Source organism: Caloramator sp. Dgby_cultured_2 (assembly GCF_028872215.1).
GTDB classification, from domain to species: domain Bacteria; phylum Bacillota; class Clostridia; order Clostridiales; family Caloramatoraceae; genus Caloramator; species Caloramator australicus.
Genome location: NZ_CP118396.1, coordinates 519,509 through 536,498, shown reverse-complemented (window position 1 = coordinate 536,498; position 16,990 = coordinate 519,509). Strand labels below are relative to the sequence as shown.

At 32.1% G+C, this 16,990-nt stretch carries 16 protein-coding genes and 3 pseudogenes; 9 read left to right on the top strand and 10 right to left on the bottom strand.

All coding sequences use genetic code 11. From position 1 onward, the window contains the following. Positions 1-55: 55 nt before the first annotated feature. From PWK10_RS03530 to PWK10_RS03500, 7 genes and pseudogenes are all read right to left on the bottom strand, one after another. The gene (locus PWK10_RS03530) at positions 56-472 is read right to left on the bottom strand and encodes a secondary thiamine-phosphate synthase enzyme YjbQ (RefSeq protein ID WP_274767396.1); all 417 of its coding nucleotides are present in this window, start codon (positions 470-472) and stop codon (positions 56-58) included. 21 nt (positions 473-493) lie between these two features. Then, positions 494-934 (bottom strand): 2-amino-4-hydroxy-6-hydroxymethyldihydropteridine diphosphokinase, encoded by a 441-nt coding sequence (gene folK, locus PWK10_RS03525; RefSeq protein ID WP_274767395.1) that lies wholly within the window; start codon positions 932-934, stop codon positions 494-496. Next, positions 931-1,767, bottom strand: coding sequence for a dihydropteroate synthase (gene folP / locus PWK10_RS03520; RefSeq protein ID WP_274767393.1), 837 nt, complete (start codon positions 1,765-1,767; stop codon positions 931-933). Before folP ends, folK begins: the two co-directional genes overlap by 4 nt. Continuing rightward, positions 1,764-2,533 (bottom strand): annotated as a pseudogene (gene folE2, locus PWK10_RS03515) (GTP cyclohydrolase FolE2). Before folE2 ends, folP begins: the two are co-directional and overlap by 4 nt. Positions 2,534-2,536: 3 nt before the next feature. Then, positions 2,537-2,890, bottom strand: a complete 354-nt coding sequence (gene queD / locus PWK10_RS03510) for a 6-carboxytetrahydropterin synthase QueD (protein WP_008908905.1) — start codon at positions 2,888-2,890, stop codon at positions 2,537-2,539. 22 nt (positions 2,891-2,912) lie between these two features. Next, positions 2,913-3,350, bottom strand: a pseudogene (locus PWK10_RS03505) (NUDIX hydrolase); the annotation flags it as partial. Positions 3,351-3,378: 28 nt separating this feature from the next. Beyond that, positions 3,379-3,510, bottom strand: a complete 132-nt coding sequence (locus tag PWK10_RS03500; RefSeq protein ID WP_274767391.1) for a hypothetical protein — start codon at positions 3,508-3,510, stop codon at positions 3,379-3,381. A 217-nt stretch (positions 3,511-3,727) separates the two neighbouring features. Here PWK10_RS03500 and PWK10_RS03495 point away from each other — a divergent pair, with 217 nt between their 5' ends. Next, a complete protein-coding gene (locus PWK10_RS03495; protein WP_008908903.1) occupies positions 3,728-3,895 on the top strand; it encodes a zinc-ribbon domain-containing protein in 168 nt (55 codons plus the stop codon). A gap of 167 nt (positions 3,896-4,062) precedes the next feature. Here the strand turns inward: PWK10_RS03495 and PWK10_RS03490 are convergent, their stop codons facing one another. From PWK10_RS03490 to PWK10_RS03480, 3 genes are read right to left on the bottom strand one after another with little or no spacing between them, the layout of a single operon-like run. Then, positions 4,063-4,938, bottom strand: a complete 876-nt coding sequence (locus PWK10_RS03490; protein WP_274767390.1) for a hypothetical protein — start codon at positions 4,936-4,938, stop codon at positions 4,063-4,065. A gap of 12 nt (positions 4,939-4,950) precedes the next feature. Further along, positions 4,951-5,379: a metallophosphoesterase gene (locus tag PWK10_RS03485; protein WP_274767389.1), complete on the bottom strand. Its 429-nt coding sequence runs from the start codon at positions 5,377-5,379 to the stop codon at positions 4,951-4,953. Positions 5,380-5,387: 8 nt separating this feature from the next. Further along, a complete protein-coding gene (locus PWK10_RS03480) occupies positions 5,388-5,531 on the bottom strand; it encodes a hypothetical protein (protein ID WP_274767388.1) in 144 nt (47 codons plus the stop codon). A gap of 147 nt (positions 5,532-5,678) precedes the next feature. Here PWK10_RS03480 and PWK10_RS19385 point away from each other — a divergent pair. The 8 genes and pseudogenes from PWK10_RS19385 to PWK10_RS03440 form a co-directional block, all read left to right on the top strand. Then, a pseudogene (locus tag PWK10_RS19385) lies at positions 5,679-6,310 on the top strand (nucleotidyltransferase family protein); the annotation flags it as partial. Next, complete coding sequence (locus tag PWK10_RS19380; protein WP_446715331.1) at positions 6,293-7,018, top strand: hypothetical protein; 726 nt, start codon at positions 6,293-6,295, stop codon at positions 7,016-7,018. The pseudogene PWK10_RS19385 and the gene PWK10_RS19380, both read left to right, overlap by 18 nt. Further along, on the top strand, positions 6,982-7,185 hold the full coding sequence (locus PWK10_RS03465; protein WP_342455684.1) for a hypothetical protein: 204 nt from the start codon (positions 6,982-6,984) through the stop codon (positions 7,183-7,185). The genes PWK10_RS19380 and PWK10_RS03465 overlap by 37 nt, the downstream gene beginning before the upstream one ends. A gap of 107 nt (positions 7,186-7,292) precedes the next feature. Next, positions 7,293-8,126, top strand: coding sequence for a hypothetical protein (locus tag PWK10_RS03460; protein WP_274767386.1), 834 nt, complete (start codon positions 7,293-7,295; stop codon positions 8,124-8,126). An 18-nt stretch (positions 8,127-8,144) separates the two neighbouring features. Beyond that, on the top strand, positions 8,145-8,348 hold the full coding sequence (locus tag PWK10_RS03455) for a hypothetical protein (RefSeq protein ID WP_274767385.1): 204 nt from the start codon (positions 8,145-8,147) through the stop codon (positions 8,346-8,348). 436 nt (positions 8,349-8,784) lie between these two features. After that, the gene (locus tag PWK10_RS03450; RefSeq protein ID WP_274767384.1) at positions 8,785-13,677 is read left to right on the top strand and encodes a glucoamylase family protein; all 4,893 of its coding nucleotides are present in this window, start codon (positions 8,785-8,787) and stop codon (positions 13,675-13,677) included. An 8-nt stretch (positions 13,678-13,685) separates the two neighbouring features. Continuing rightward, entirely contained in the window at positions 13,686-14,252 is a 567-nt protein-coding gene (locus PWK10_RS03445; protein ID WP_274767383.1) for a hypothetical protein, read from the top strand. Positions 14,253-14,391: 139 nt separating this feature from the next. Further along, on the top strand, positions 14,392-16,662 hold the full coding sequence (locus PWK10_RS03440) for a GH36-type glycosyl hydrolase domain-containing protein (protein WP_274768090.1): 2,271 nt from the start codon (positions 14,392-14,394) through the stop codon (positions 16,660-16,662). The last annotated feature ends 328 nt before the right edge of the window (positions 16,663-16,990 follow it).

Below are 16,990 nucleotides of genomic sequence, written 5' to 3'. Positions count from 1 at the left end.
TGAAATTCTAAAAAGAAAAATACCCCTATTGATTTAAAAATCAATAGGGATTTCTCTACTCTCCTATAATTTTAACCAATACCCTTTTCTTCCTCTTTCCATCAAATTCACCATAGAATATCTGTTCCCATGGGCCTAAGTCAAGTTTTCCATCTGTTATTGCAACTACAACTTCCCTTCCCATAATCGTTCTTTTTAGATGGGCATCTGCATTATCCTCAAAACCATTATGATGGTATTGACTATAGGGCTTTTCTGGGGCTAATTTTTCAAGCCAGTTTTCAAAATCTTGGTGCAGTCCTGCTTCATCGTCATTAATAAATACGCTAGCTGTTATGTGGATCGCATTGCACAATAAAAGTCCTTCCTTTATCCCACTTTCTTTTACGCACCTTTCTAATTCATGTGTTATATTTACAAATCCCCTTCTTGTTTTTAACTCAAACCAAAGCTCTTTTCTATAACTTTTCATATTATCACCCCTTGAGTTCATCTAAAAGAGTCTTGACGGTTTTTTTAAAATAGGATGAACAAAATTAGGGTTTAAATCACAAAGCGGTTTTAACACAAAATCCCTATTGTGCATATCTGGATGAGGGACCTTAAGATCTGGTTCGTCAATGACTTCATCGTTATAAAAAATTATATCAAGGTCTATATTCCTTGGCCCCCACTTAAAGTGTCTAACTCTCCCCATATCCTTTTCTATATTTAATAGCACATTTAAAAGCTCTCTACAACTTAAATTAGTTTCCACCTCTACTGCTCCATTTAGAAATTCAGGTTGATCCTTATATCCATAGGGCTCAGTAACATAAATTTTAGAAGTTTTTATTATTTTAATTCCTCTATCCTCCATCATTTTAAGAGCTACGTTTATATTTTCTTCTCTATCCCCAACATTCGTCCCAAAGGCTATATATGCTAAATTCATTTTAACACCTCAATCATCTTAATTGCCCTTTTGTTTTCTTTTACATCGTGAACCCTAACTAAATCAACACCCTTAATTGCAGCATAGCATGATATTGCAATAGTTCCTTCAAGCCTTTCTTCAGGTGGAAGATTACCTAAGGCTATCCCAATTGAGGATTTTCTCGAATGGGCAAGTAAAACTGGACAGCCTAATTGCTTAAAAACTTCGATGTTTTTTATAAGTTCAATATTATGTTCATAAAGTTTTCCAAACCCAATGCCAGGATCAACGATTATTTTATCCTTTGAAATCCCATTTTCTATGGAAAACTCAATTCTTTCCTTGAGGAAATCATAAACTTCCTTTACAACATCATCATAATGTGGATTATTCTGCATATTTTTAGGAGTTCCCTTTATGTGCATAAGAATTACAGGAACACTATATTTTTTAACTACATTAACCATGTCATTATCAAATGTCATTGCACTTATGTCATTTATGATATCAGCACCAGCTTTTATAGCGTATTCTGCTGTCCTTGCCCTATATGTATCAACAGAAATCAATATCTCTTTATTATACTTTCTTATGGCTTCTATAACTGGAACTACTCTGCTTATTTCTTCCTCTTCCGTTACAGGATCAGACCCTGGTCGTGTTGACTCTCCTCCAATATCTAATATATCAGCACCTTCATCAATCATCCTCTTAGCCTTTTCTAATGCTATCTCAACATCATTAACCCTAGAACCTGAATAAAAGGAATCCGGAGTTGCATTAATTATACCCATTATTTTTGTTGTATCAAACAAAAATTTCCTTCCATCCCTTAAGATAATATAATTCATAATATTTCCCCTTTCTCTGTGCATGCAAAGGCATTGTGATTGTGTATACTTTCCATGCTTTCAACATATACCCTATACCAAAGAATATCTTTGTTTTCATCAAGTCTCAGGGCAACTTCTCTAACCACATCTTCGACAAACCTTGGGTTTAGATATGCCCTTTCAGTTACGTATTTTTCATCTTTACGCTTTAAAAGTGAAAAACAGGACAGCTTGCACTCTCTTCGGCTATTGCAACTAAATCTTCAATCCAGATAAGCTTTTTAGTATAAATCTTAATATTAACTGTAGCCCTTTGGTTATGTGCTCCAAATTCGCTTATCTCCTTCGAGCAAGGGCATAACGTAACAACCGGCACCGAAACCTCCATAATAAATTTAAAATCCTCTCCTTTTTCTGCATCAAAGGAGCATTTTATATCATTGGGAGAAATAATGCCCGATACCGGCGATGATTTTTTAATAAAATAATCAAAGTCTATTTTAATATGAGCAGTTTTTGCATGTAATTTCTCTTTTAGTCTGTCAAGGGCCCTCTCTATTTCCTTTGGTGTTATCTCCTGAAGCTCATGGACAAGTTCCACAAATCTACTCATGTGAGTTCCTCGAACATCAGAAGGCAAATCTACTGAAAGTGACATATCAGCTATGGTATGTTGAACCCCACCATGCTTTTCTTTAACTACTATTGGCCATTTTAAGCTATTTATTCCTACTTTCTTCAATGGAACATTTCTAAAATCCTTTTCGCTTTGAACGTCCTTCATACTTTACCCCCTATACGCAACTCCGCTAGTTTTTGTCTCCCAAACTTCAACTTCATACAATCTACAATTATCTCTTTTCAAAACATCCTTTAATTCTTTATATACAAAAATTGCAATATTTTCAGCTGTCGGCTGACTGATTATATCATTTAAATATGCATGATCAAACTTATCTATTATTCTTTCCTTAACAATCCTTTTAAGCTCCACAAAATCAAATATCATTCCCTCGTGATCTGGTTCACCTTCAAGCTTTATGACAAGCTTATAGGTATGGCCATGCAATCTTTCACATTTGCCATGATAATGAATAAGATTATGGGCAGCATCAAATTCGAATTCTTTAATTAGTAGCATTAAAATTCACTCCCTAAGTTTTTTATTTTTGGATAAAATTATATATTATTTTAGCAGTAAGGCCCCAAATAATATAGTTTTGATATTTATAAAAATAAACATTTAATCTTCCCTCCTGCCAATTATATTCACTTGCAGGAACATTTAATTTATAAGGGAAATCCTCTAAAGGTTCAGTCTTGACTCTAACAGTCATAACCTTAGGTTCGTTTTCTATAAAAAATTTAATAGGAACGTAAAATATCTCCTCCACTTCATCTTTAGAAAAACCTATCTTATTCTTGTCTAGAATTTTTATTACAAAAGGATATATTATTTTACCGTATTGAGTTACCAATATATCGCTTTGGCCTATCAATTCGATATTTGATGGGTCTATTAAGAGTTCCTCACAGGTTTCTCTTATAGCAGCATCTTTTCTTTTTCTCCCTTTTCTATCCTTCCGCCCGGCAGGGACACCTCTCCAGCTTGGCTTAAATTTTTACCCCTTACTTGAAAAAGAATCTTCCATTGACCTTTTCTTCAACTAAAGGAATAGTAACAGCAAAGGATTTAAGGTCTAAGCCCTCCCCTACGATTCCAATATTATTTAATCTTGTTTTAAGTTTTTCTAATTCCATCTTATCCCTCACTATGATTATTTTCTTCATCTAATATTATACAATTATTTTTTTACTTTTTACAAGATTAGTATTGATTAGCAATTAAATGAGTGTTATAATGATTAAAGTAAAGAAGGATTTAACATATAAAGTTAACATACCCCCTAGGGTTTTAGAGGATATGTTACTTTAGATGTTAAATCTAAAACCCTTAAATTTTAGGAGGTATGTTAAAATGTCAGACAAAACTCTAGTTTGCAAAGACTGTGGAAAGGAATTTATCTTCACTGAAGGGGAACAAGCATTCTACAGAGAAAAAGGCTTTGAAAACGAACCAAAAAGATGCCCAGAATGCAGAAAAGTAAAGAAGCAACAAAGAAGACAAGACAACTTCAGAAGATAAGAAAATAAGGAGAGCTTAGCTCTCCTTTATTATTTATGTCCTGCTTTTTATAATCTCTTTTTCACAATTCAATATTCTACTCTTCATTTCTTCATCCAGATCTTTAAATATCATATCTCTAAATTTTAACCCTAATTGCCATCTATCTAGTCCTCTATTTTCTTTATCTAAAACCTCCGGCCAATCAATTTTTTGTTTTTATATATTAAATCAAAATCTACGATTCTTTCTCCATTTTCAAGGTATTCTAAACCTAATAGCACTTTTTTAATTTCCTTAGGATCTTTTAAAGTAAAAAGCCTAATTTGATAAACTAAAACGGACATCATAAACCTTGGATAATCCTTAGCCCAAGTTTCTCCTAAAATAATGCCTAAATCCATGTTATCCAAAATTATTGATAACCTTTCATAATGTAATTTGTATTCACTATATCTATCATATATTCTTATATAAATTTCCTTCCAATCCACCCCTACTAATCCTTCATTTAAAAATCTAAGGGCCTGAATTCTAAGTTTTCTTGTTAACCTTGGAAAATCAACATTAACAAGCAATGTTTGTTCATTTATATCCGAAAGATGAATCTTTTTATCAAGTGGCAAAGATGTAAAACAAATTATGGAATCGTTATAGGTTCCTTCGTCTAAGCTTTTATGAAGTGGAAGTAATTTACCGCCATATTCATCCTTAACAGACTCGATAATTTTTTTCTCATCCCCCATAGTTCTCATTAAAACTATCCCTGGCGCTATGTGGCAATCTTCTATAAATTTATATCCCTTAAGGTTAAACATCCTTGTAAAAAACTCATCAAAGGACATCTCAAACAAAACTATTGAAAGAATATCATTGTAATGGGCAATATTTTTATAAGGTTGCGTTATTAAAACTATTGTGCTATTTTCATCAGAAAGTTCAAGAGCAGAATCTAATTCTAACTTTTCCCCTTGCAAATTAGTAATAAGAAAACTTTCAAGCCCTTTATAATCCTTGCTGCCAAAAACTATCATTTTAGGTCCACTTCTTATAATCGATAACAAATTTATCCCCTCCTATTTACCCATTCTACTTATTTTTAATCTATAATTATCAGTTCCTATTGGATAACATAACTTAAATATTTTTTTATCCTTTATAACATTAATATATTTAATACCGTTTAGATAATAATCCTTTAAACAATTTTTATCATGTCCATATAAATAAAAATCACAATTTAAAGGTAGATTTTCATATTTATGAGAGAGCCCAAGCTTTATTCCATCGAATATAAATACATCTCCCTCGTTTAATATCTTAACGTTGTCCTTTAATCTTAGTTTAGTAAAATCATCGTGATTACCAGGAACTAAAATAATTAATTCGGCATATTTTGAGATTTCATTAATAAATTTATTTGCCTCCTTTTTATAGACTTCGATTAATTGTGGTCTAATTTCCAATTTTATATCATCAACGATATCACCAGTATGAATTATCACTCTTGGTTTTATTTTTTTATCATTTTTATTATGGCTTTATATATAAAAGAAGGCGTATCGCTTATGTGAACAAGGGCATTACTATGTCTTAGGTCCTTTGGAACATATATCGCACCGAAAATATGATAGATTGATTTATAAAGATTTTCCATTACTTCATCCCCTACTTTTATTTTAATTTAATGTTATCACAATTTTGAATAAATTAAAGCATAATTTTTAACTCATATAAAGTATAAACATGCTATTTTTATTAAAAAATATTATATAGGCATAATTTTAAAAAGGGAGTGCTTATCATGAAGGCTGTTATCATGGCAGGTGGCGAAGGAACCAGACTAAGACCTTTAACCTGTGGAATACCTAAACCCATGGTTCCTGTCCTTAACAAACCTGTTATAGAATATACAATCAAATTATTAAAAAACATAATTTTAATAAAATAGCTATAACCACCTTTTATCTATCAAACCATATAATAGATTATTTAGGTGATGGCAGTAGGTTTGGAGTATCAATAGAGTATTTTATTGAAGAAACTCCATTAGGAACAGGAGGAAGCGTTCTTAACACAGGAGACTTTTTAGATGATTCCATATTAATTATTAGCGGTGATGTATTAACGGATATAGACCTTTCAAAGGCAATAGAATTTCACAAAAGTAAAAATTCTATGGCAACCCTTATATTAAAGCGGGAAAGCAATCCACTCGAATATGGAATAGTTATCACCTCTAATGATGGCAGAATACAAAGATTTCTAGAAAAACCAAGTTGGGGTGAAGTTTTTAGCGATACTATCAATACAGGAATATACATACTTGAAAGGGATGTTTTTAAGTATTATAAAAAAGGAGATGTTTTTGACTTCAGCAAAGATCTTTTTCCAAAACTTTTGAGAGATAATGTTCCAATGTTTGGTTACATAACAGAGGAATATTGGAATGACATAGGAGATATAAACTCATATAAACAGACTCACTTTGATATTCTAAGCGGTAAAGTTAATATAGATTTAGAAAATCCTATGCTAAAAGAAGGTATATTTGTAGGAGAAGGAAGCGTAATTAAAGAAGATGTCATTATTAAACCTCCTGTATACATAGGCAAAAATTGCTTTATCGATTCTAAGGTTGTTTTAGAACCCTTTACAATAATCGGAAATAATTGCGATATTTCAGAAAATGTAAATATCAAAAAATCAATCATTTGGGATAACTCAACCATCGGGACATCTACACAAATTAGGTCTTCAATAATCTGTAACAAAGTAATAATAAAAAGCAACGTAAATCTATTTGAAGATTCTGTTGTTGGTTCAGAATCCATAGTTGAAGCCTTTTCAACAATAAAACCAGGTGTAAAAATTTGGCCCTTTAAGAAAATAAAAGAATCCTCCATCGTTAACAATAATCTCGTTTGGGGGACAAAGGTTAGTAAAACCCTCTTTGGTAACAGAGATATTTCAGGTGACATAAATATAGATATAACTCCTGAATTTTCAAGCCTTCTAGGTTCAGCTTATGCAAGCATAGTAAAAAAGGATAAACCCGTTATAGTGTCATGTGATAACACTAATTCTGCAAAGGCCATAAAAATTCCATTTTATCTGGCCTTTTATCCTCAGGGGTTAGAATAATTGATATTGAAGATATTACCCTTCCAATAGCAAGAAATGCAGTTAAATTCTATTCAGCATCCGGAGGAATCCATGTTTACATGGATAGCAGTTTAAGCAGTAAAGCCCACATAGAGTTTATCAACGAAAAGGGTGGAAACATCGATAGGGCAACAGAAAAAAATTAGAGCATCTTTATCATCGTCAAGACTTTGAAAGATGTAACCCAGATTCAATTAAAGATGTGATTAAGGTTTACAATTATTCCTCCTTTTATATAAATACAATTTCCTCCATGCTAAAGCATACTCAAAAGATTAAAAGTAAAAATCCAAAGATACTAATATCCTCTGAGAGTGACCTTACAATTACAATTGCATCAAAGCTTTTATCAGAAATAGGTTGCCGAATAAACATCGATTATAGTTTAAAGGATAAGGATTGGGATAATAAGGCAATAGAAAATTTATGTAAAAAGGTTGTCAATGAAGGATATTTCTTGGGTTTTATAATAAGTGGCAACGGAGAAAGCTTAAAAATAATCGATGATCAAGGGAGCGTAGTCGACAGAGAAAAATATTTACTTCTTACAGAGCTTATAATAGCAAAATCAGGAAGATCCAATAAATTTATTGTTCCTCATACCATAACCAAACAAGTAGAAGAAATAGCAAAGAACTATTCAATAGATGTAATAAGGACAAAATCCAGCGTATCTAGCCTATTAAATGAAATTTTAAAGGACGAAAACTCCTTCTATCAATATTTCTTAAACTTCGATGCAATAGCAGCATCAGCACTTTTTATAGACTTTATCGTAGGTTCTGACGTTGCTCCACATGAGATTGTAAACGAAATACCAAAATTCTATACAAAATATAGAGAAATACTCTGTGATATTTCTGAAAGAGGAAGAATTATAAGACAGCTTATAGAGGAAAATAAAGATAAGGATATTGAGCTGTTTGAGGGATTAAAAATAAATACAGAAAAGGGATGGGCAATTATAGTTCCTGACAATGAAAAACCAATATTCAGCATATATAGCGAAGGATATTCAGAAGAATTTGCCGATGAAATAAGCGCTGACGTTTTCGATAAAGTAGTGAAACTTTTAAATAACTCGTAATGAAAGGGGTTGTAGCCGATGATTTACGTTGCTATATTTTTCTCATCCCTTTTTATATCTTTAATCATAATAAATAGGCCTAACATTAAGTTAAATAAATATATAGAAACTAAAGATGCTATTTTAAATTATGATGAATTGATTCAACATGCAAAGGATATAGCAAGAAATCATATAATATCTAAAACTAAGCGGGGCTTGATATTTTATCACCCCGTTTAATTGATAATTATAAATATATAACAAATATCTACTTAAAAATCAACGAAGCAGCTAAAGTAAGAAAAAGTCTTCCTTCAGGTAGTGATTGGCTCTTAGATAATTTTTATATAATAGAAGATAGCTATAAAAACATCATTCGCAATATAAAAAGTAAAACATATAAAGAGCTCGAAATAATCGATAAGGGCTATTTTAAGGATTTTCCTAGAATTTTTATATTAGCAGTTGAACTTATATCTCACACTGACGGAAGAGTTGACAAAGATATATTGATAGATTTTTTAAACTCATACCAAAAAGTCCATCATCTTTCCATGAGCGAAGTTTGGTCTTTACCATTAGCCCTTTCTGTTGCTCTTTTGGAGAAAATAAGAAATCTTTGCGAAAAGCTTAATAGCGTTCATTCTGAATGGGAAAAATCTGAAAAAAAATTGAATTGGATGACTATGAAAAAATAATTGAATTCCTATCAAAAGAACTTGAAGATAAAAAATTTACTTCAAGCTTTATTGAACATCTTTTGGAAGTATTAAAAAATAAGGACATGTATTATGATCCTATTTTAGATTTCGTTAAATCTAAATTATCAGATGAAAATATAAGCATCGATAATTTAATCAATATTGAACATCAAGAACAAGCCCAGCTTGCAGTTTCCTTTGGCAATAGCATTAACAGCTTAAGATTAATTAACGCTCTTGATTGGAACGAGATATTTGAAGAAATTTGTATTGTTGACAAAATATTGGAAAAAGATAAATTTTTTAAACTTCAAGATAAAGAAACAAGAGATTACTATAGGCATAAGATTAAAAAATTAGCTTCTAAATATGGAGTATCTGAAAGCAAAGTTGCAAAACATTTAATTCTCCTTTCAAGCTCCTCTGATAAAGATGATAAAACCAAGCATGTAGGATATTACTTGCTTGATAATGGTATAAGTCTTTTAATCGAAAAACTTACAGGGAAAGCTCGTAATAAGAACAAAAAATTGCTTCCTTGGTTTTATTTTATGAGTATTTTTATCCCAATAATTTTACTTGATTTCGCACTTTCATATTATTACTACTTAAATACTTTAAATTTAGCAAGAACTATATTAGCCTTTATAATATTTTTGATCCCATTAAGTGAAATAGTAATAAACCTTGTTAACTGGCTGTTTACTCATTTTTTAGATGCAACTTTTCTGCCAAAGCTTGAGTTTAAAAATGGTATCCCTGAGGAATTTAAAACAATAGTAATCATTCCAACTGTATTGCCAAATATAAATAGGGTAAAATCAATATTCAATCAACTTGAAGTAAATTATAATGCAAATAAAAACCAAAATATATATTTTGCAGTTATTGGAGATTTTGTAGATTCTAAAGAGGAATTTTTAGGTAATGAAGAAAAAATTTTAGAAACCGGTCTGGAGCTTGTTAGGAATTTAAATAAAAAATATTCAAAGGGCGAAGATATATTTTATTACCTACATAGAAGGAGAATATTTAACCCTACCCAAGGTAAATGGATGGGCTGGGAAAGAAAAAGAGGCGCAATTTTTGAATTTGTTGAAGTTTTAAGAGGTAAAACCGATTCAACTTTTATAACAATATCCTCCGATATAAATCCAATCAAAGATGCAAAATATATCATAACTATAGATGCAGATACAATAATGCCAATAGGAACTGCAGAAAAATTGATAGGAACTATAGCTCATCCTTTAAATAAGGCTGAATATAATCCTCAAAAAGGAGTTGTAACTAAAGGATACGGTCTTATTCAGCCGAGGATTGGTATAAACATCGAAAGCACAAACAAAACCATGTTTTCAAGGATCTTTGCTGGAAATGGAGGAATAGATCCATATTCAAAGGCAATATCAGATATCTATCAAGATATATTTAAAGAAGCCATCTTTACCGGCAAAGGGATTTTTGATATTGACATATTTAAAGAAAGTCTAAAAAATATTCCTGAAAATACCCTTTTAAGCCATGATTTAATCGAAGGCAGCTATTTAAGGGTAGGGCTTGCTACTGATATTGAGCTTATAGACAATTACCCAGAAAAGTATAGCTCATATATAATACGACAGCATAGATGGACTAGAGGAGATTGGCAAACAATTCCTTGGCTTAAATCTCAAATTAAAACTTCTGATGGTAGAAAAATAAAAAATCCATTAAATTTTGTATCTAAGTGGAAGATAATAGATAATTTAAGGCGCAGTTTAGTTCCTATAGCATATTTTGTCCTGCTTTCTCTTTCAACCCTTTATTTCAAAGACATATACTTTATTATTTCATCTTTAATTATTATATTCTTTCCAATTATACTAAGCCTATTTGATTATATAAACATAAAGTGGTTTATTGCACCGCGCGAAAAATTAAATGGTAATTTAATATATGGACTTAAGGCGACATTTTATCAAACAATATTAAATTTTATATTTTTACCTTATCACGTTTATATGATGGGGCATGCTATTTTAAAGACCCTATACAGAATATGGATTTCAAGAAAAAATACTTTAGAATGGGTAACAGCTGCCGATGTTGAAAGTTCATTAAGCAATGACCTAAAGAGCTTTTTTATCAGGATGTATCCAGGCCTTTTAATTTCATTAGGTTATCTTGCTTTATCCTTTTTAACCGGTAATGCATATTTATCTTCATTATTTACACTACTTTGGCTAATATCTCCATATATTGCTTATTATATAAGCCAGCAAAATATAGCTGAAGATAAATTTAGCATTGAAGATTTAGAAATGATAAGACGCATTGCAAGAAAAACATGGTTATTTTATGAGGAGTTTACCGATAAAGATAACAACTATCTTCCTATCGATAACTATCAGCAAAGTCCTGTAAAAAAATTAGCCCACAGGACTTCTCCAACAAACATAGGATTTTATTTGCTTAGCTGCTTATCAGCAAGAAATTTAGGCTATTTAAGCTTTAGTAAAATGTTAGAAAAAATCAATCTTACCCTAACAACAGTAGAAAAATTAAAAAAGTGGAATGGGCACCTTTTTAACTGGTATGATACAAAGACATTAGAGGTTCTGCATCCTTATTATATTTCAACTGTTGATAACGGAAACTTTATAGGATATTTAATTACTTTAAAAGAAGCTATAAAATCTTTGCTGGATGAATCCATAATTTCAAAAGCTGAAATTCAAGGTTTAATTGATACTTTAGAACTATCATCAGAAATTCCTTCACAAAATGAATATATTCTAAGACTACAAGATATGTTATATGCTGATAAAATGGATTACAAAGAATTATTAAATATTTTTATTGAACTTTCTAGAATTCCTTCTCCAAATTCAATTTGGACTTCAAAGGTTATAGAAACTGCAAAGGATTTTAAAGAGGAGGTAGAGAAATATATCCCATCCTTTATTTTAAACGACGGCAATTTATTGCAGAATATAAAAAATGAAGTTTTAAAATCTCCTTCGATTAACCGATTAAAACAATTGTATGAAGAATTATTGCAAAATGAAATAGAAGCATCATATAAATTTGAAGTGGAAAAATGTCTCTATAATATTAATGAATTGATAAATTTTGCAAAAAATATTATATCAAGAATCGAAACTATTATTGAAAATACCAATTTTTCACTGTTATACGATGAAAAAAGGGATCTTTTCTCTATAGGATTTAATGTGGAAGAAAACAAACTTACTAATTCATACTATGATCTTTTAGCATCTGAAAGCAGACTTGCAAGCTATATAGCAGTAGCAAAGCGTGAAGTTCCTGTCACCCACTGGTTTAGACTAGGAAGAAACCTTGTAAAAATAAATGGCTACAGAAGTTTAGTTTCATGGACAGGAACAATGTTTGAGTATTTCATGCCACCTATTATAATGAAAACCTTTGACAATACTTTATTGAGTGAAACATATTATACGGCCATAAAAGCTCAAATAAAATATGGTGTTAGTAGAAAAGTTCCATGGGGAACATCGGAGTCCGGATTTTATACCTTTGACTTACTTTTAAATTACCAATATAAAGCCTTTGGTGTTCCTGACTTAGGTTTAAAGAGGGGTTTAATAAACGACATGGTTATTTCACCCTATTCAACCGTTTTAGCTCTTCCCTTCAGCCCCTATGATGCAATTGAAAATTTAAAAAAGATTATTAACGATATAGGTGAAGGAATTTATGGGCTTTATGAAGCAATTGACTATACTCCTGAAAGGCTTCCCAGGAATAAAAATGCTGCAATAGTCGAGAGCTTTATGGCCCATCATCAGGGAATGATATTAGCTTCAATCAACAATTTTATCAACAAAAACATACTAGTTAAATATTTCCATAGCGATCCCGTTATTAAATGTGGTGAATTTTTGCTTCAAGAAAAGGTTCCATTAAGAGTTATAATAACTAAAGAACATAAAGAAATTGTAAAACCATTTAAACGTGAAGAATATAAAGAGCAAGTTATTACTAGGGAGGTTGGTGCCTTCGAATCCGATTTGCCTGTTTGCCATATATTATCGAATGGAAACTATTCACTTATGTTAACCAACGGAGGCTCTAATTTTAGCAAATATAATGATATTTATATAAACAGATGGAGAGATGATACTACAATAAGAAGATACGGAACCTTTATATTTATTAGAAGTTTAAATACCAATAAAATTTTATCAACAACATTTGAACCTATATGTAAAAAGGCAAAATTCTATAAATCCAAGTTTTCACCTGATAAAGCAGAATATTTGCTTAAGGAGGACAACTTAGAAGTTCATACAGAAATTTGTGTTTCACCTGAGGATAATTGTGAAATAAGAAAAATTACTATAACAAACTTTAACTCAGACGATATTGTATTAGAAGCAACAAGCTATTCCGAAATAGTATTGAATAATTTAAACGCCGACATTGCCCATACTACATTTAGTAATTTATTCGTCAGAACTGAGTTTGAAGAAAAATATAGCACAATCTTTGCCTCCAGGAGGCCAAGGGAAGAAGGTCGTGAACCTCACTTTGCATTCCATTCAATCTTAATACTTGGCAATCTGATAGGTTCGATAGAATATGAAACCGATAGACTAAAATTTTTAGGAAGAGGCAAAACTATTTCAGAACCTCAAGCCCTCTTCCAACCACTTTCAAAATCTACAGGAGCAGTTTTGGACCCTATATTCAGCCTAAGAGGTAGAATTAGAATAAAATCAGGAGAATCAGCAACAATAATATACTGTTTAGGATATGGTAAAAGTAAAGATGAAGTTTTAGAGCTTAGCAAAAATATAACGATTTTACTAATATTCAAAGAGCCTTTGAACTTGCAAATATAAGAAGCAAGATGGAATTAAGATACCTAAATTTAAAATATGAAGAGGTAATAGACTTTGATAACATGCTGTCGCATATTTTATACCTAAGTCCATTAAAGAAAAAATATAACGATATAATTAAAGAAAATACTAATGGTCAAAAGGCACTTTGGAAATTCGGTATATCCGGTGATATTCCAATCGTTTTAGTAACTATAGATAAGATTGAAGACATAGATATAGTAAAGACAATGTTAAAGGCCCATGAATATTGGAGAAACAAAGGTTTAAAATTAGATCTTGTAATCCTTAATCAGGATGAAAGTTCATATCTGCAACCTTTGAGGGATTTAATTCAAGATACCGTTATGCGAAGTGTAACAAGAGACCTATTAAACAGGTCCGGTGGAATATACGTTCTAAATGCTAATGAAATTGAAATGAAAGACGTAACTTTACTATTTACTGTGGCAAAACTGATAATCCATGCTCAGAAGGGTTCTATTTCAAAACAAATAAAATTATTACCTACATCCTTAGAAAGTCAAAAATTAGAAATTGAAATTCTAACGGAAATGAAGTGTCCAGTGAAATAGAAAAGCCGCAATTAGAATTCTTCAATGAATATGGTGGCTTCGATCTAAAGAATAAAGAATATATCATAAAGCTAAAAGAAAACAATTACACTCCTCTGCCATGGTCTAACGTTATCGCAAACAAAAATTCGGATTTTTAATTACAGAAGGTGGCGGAGGATATACCTGGTTTGAAAACAGCCGTGAAAACAAAATAACTCCGTGGAGTAACGACCCCGTTTCAGACCCGCCTTCCGAAATAATATATTTAAGAGATGAACATACAAGGGAATTTTGGAGCCTCACTCCAAATCCTATAAGACAAAACATCAATTACTTCATTCATCATGGAATTGGTTATACAATTTTCAAACAGTTTAGCCACAATATATATCAAGAATTATTGTGTTTTGTTCCAAAAGACGATAGCGTCAAGATAAATCTTATTAAACTCTGCAATAATTCCAATATCGAAAGAAAAATAGCCCTATTCTACTATATAAGGCCAATGCTTGGAGTCAGTGAACATAGCACTCAACAGTTTATAGTAACAGATATTCTGTCGAATACAGGAACTATAATATTCAAAAATAACTATAACTCCGATTTCCCAGACTCTATTGGCTTTGTTGATTGTTCAGAGATAAAGGATTCCTTTACTTGTGACAGGATGGAATTTATAGGACCCTATAAGAATTTAAAAACTCCCTATGGCCTTTTTAAAGATGAACTTTCAAATACATTTGGAGCGGGTCTTGATCCATGTGTAGCAATTAAAATTTCAATAACACTAAATCCAAAGGAAGAAAAAGAAATAGCCCTTTTATTAGGAGCTGCCAATAGTAAGGATGAAATTGAAAAACTAATAAAAAAATATAAAGAAATTAATACTTGTAAAACTGAATTTGAAAATGTAAAACAGTCCTGGTCATCTTTGCTTGAAATAGTCCAGGTTGATACACCCGAAAAGTCTATGAATATAATGCTAAATAGCTGGCTAATTTATCAAACACTTTGCTGCAGAATATATGCAAGGAGCGCCTTTTATCAAAGTGGTGGAGCCTTTGGATTTAGAGATCAATTACAGGATGTATTATCCTTGTTAAACATAGCTCCAGAAATTACAAAGGAACAAATAATCCTCCATGCAAAGCATCAGTTTGTTGAAGGAGATGTTTTGCACTGGTGGCATATGTGTAAAGATATAAAAGGAATAAGAACAAAATTCTCCGACGACCTTTTATGGCTTCCCTTTGTAGTTGCAGAATATATCACAAAGACAGGAGATTATTCAATCCTTGACATTAAGGCCCGCTTTGTTGAAGGCGAAACTTTGGCAGAACATGAGGATGAAAAGTATTTCCTTCCTTCAAAGTCTGAAGAAAAAGCATCGATTTATGAACATTGCATAAGAGCTATAGAACGCTCGTTAAAATTTGGAGAACACGGTATCCCCCTCATGGGCTCCGGCGACTGGAACGATGGAATGAATACAGTCGGAAATAAAGGTAAAGGCGAGAGCGTTTGGCTTGGTTGGTTTTTATATAGCATCCTGCAAAAATTCATCCCCATTTGCAAAACTAAATATGACTACCATAGAGCTGCAAGGTATCAAAAAGTTGCAGAAGAAATTGTAAAATCTATAGAAGAAAATGCATGGGATGGAGAATGGTATAGAAGGGCCTACTTCGACGACGGAACACCCCTTGGCTCTTCCCAAAATTCAGAATGTAAGATAGACTCCCTTGCACAAACCTGGGGCTTAATAAGCAAAGGTGCAGATTTTAATAGAGCTTTGATTGCCATGAAATCCGTGGAAAACTATTTGATTAACAGAGAAGCGGGGATAATAATGCTCTTTACTCCACCCTTTGATAAGAGCGAATTGAACCCAGGATATATAAAGGGATATGTTCCTGGTGTTAGAGAAAATGGAGGACAATACACCCATGCAGCTACCTGGGTAATATATGCCTATGCCCTGCTTGGTGAAGGCGATAAGGCAGTTGAGCTTTTCAACATGATAAACCCAATAAATCATACAAGAACTATGTATGAAGTGTCGAAGTATAAGGTTGAACCATACGTAATGGCTGCAGATGTATATGCTGTCGAGCCCCATGTTGGTCGTGGCGGCTGGACGTGGTATACCGGATCCTCCAGCTGGATGTATAAAGTAGGCCTTGAGGAAATTTTAGGTTTTAAAAAGATAGGGAATAAGCTTATAATCGATCCATGCATCCCAAAATCATGGAAGGAATACAAAATAAGATATAAATTTATCAATACCATCTACAATATCACAGTTAAGAATCCCGATGGGAAAAGCAAGGGGATTACTACAGTTACATTAGATGGAAATGCCCTTGATAATAAAGAAGTCCCTCTTGTAGATGACGGAATTGAACATTATGTTGAAATTATAATGTGAAATTGTGTTTTCCTCAAAATTTTATGCTCCCCATTAGGGGAGCATACAGATTGTAGACAAACTCTCATTTGTGTTTAGACTTTGCAAGAGCCCCGTGAATGGATTTCAAAAAGGCATCTCTCATGAGCTCTAGCAATTCTTGCTTTTCGACTTTTCAAAAGTCCGTAATTCTGCACACGGACGTGCAGAGCCGAGTGGCCGACACGGATGTCGGCTCACGAGGGTAGGACTTTGAAAACAAAGAAAAGCTTAGAATTGCTTAGCGAAATGAGCGAATGCCAGGGAAATCTTTCACGGGGCTTATCAAAATATAACTTTTTCAACAGTC

What these genes read in the sequence shown, in the direction of transcription:
- PWK10_RS03500 (WP_274767391.1), bottom strand. Translation starts at nt 3,510, where the DNA reads ATGGAATTAGAAAAACTTAAAACAAGATTAAATAATATTGGAATCGTA.
- PWK10_RS03495 (WP_008908903.1), top strand. Translation starts at nt 3,728, where the DNA reads ATGTCAGACAAAACTCTAGTTTGCAAAGACTGTGGAAAGGAATTTATC.
- PWK10_RS03455 (WP_274767385.1), top strand. Translation starts at nt 8,145, where the DNA reads ATGATTTACGTTGCTATATTTTTCTCATCCCTTTTTATATCTTTAATC.
- PWK10_RS03480 (WP_274767388.1), bottom strand. Translation starts at nt 5,531, where the DNA reads ATGGAAAATCTTTATAAATCAATCTATCATATTTTCGGTGCGATATAT.
- folP (WP_274767393.1), bottom strand. Translation starts at nt 1,767, where the DNA reads ATGAATTATATTATCTTAAGGGATGGAAGGAAATTTTTGTTTGATACA.
- folK (WP_274767395.1), bottom strand. Translation starts at nt 934, where the DNA reads ATGAATTTAGCATATATAGCCTTTGGGACGAATGTTGGGGATAGAGAA.
- PWK10_RS19380 (WP_446715331.1), top strand. Translation starts at nt 6,293, where the DNA reads ATGTTTGGTTACATAACAGAGGAATATTGGAATGACATAGGAGATATA.
- queD (WP_008908905.1), bottom strand. Translation starts at nt 2,890, where the DNA reads ATGCTACTAATTAAAGAATTCGAATTTGATGCTGCCCATAATCTTATT.
- PWK10_RS03530 (WP_274767396.1), bottom strand. Translation starts at nt 472, where the DNA reads ATGAAAAGTTATAGAAAAGAGCTTTGGTTTGAGTTAAAAACAAGAAGG.
- PWK10_RS03445 (WP_274767383.1), top strand. Translation starts at nt 13,686, where the DNA reads ATGGAATTAAGATACCTAAATTTAAAATATGAAGAGGTAATAGACTTT.
- PWK10_RS03460 (WP_274767386.1), top strand. Translation starts at nt 7,293, where the DNA reads ATGCTAAAGCATACTCAAAAGATTAAAAGTAAAAATCCAAAGATACTA.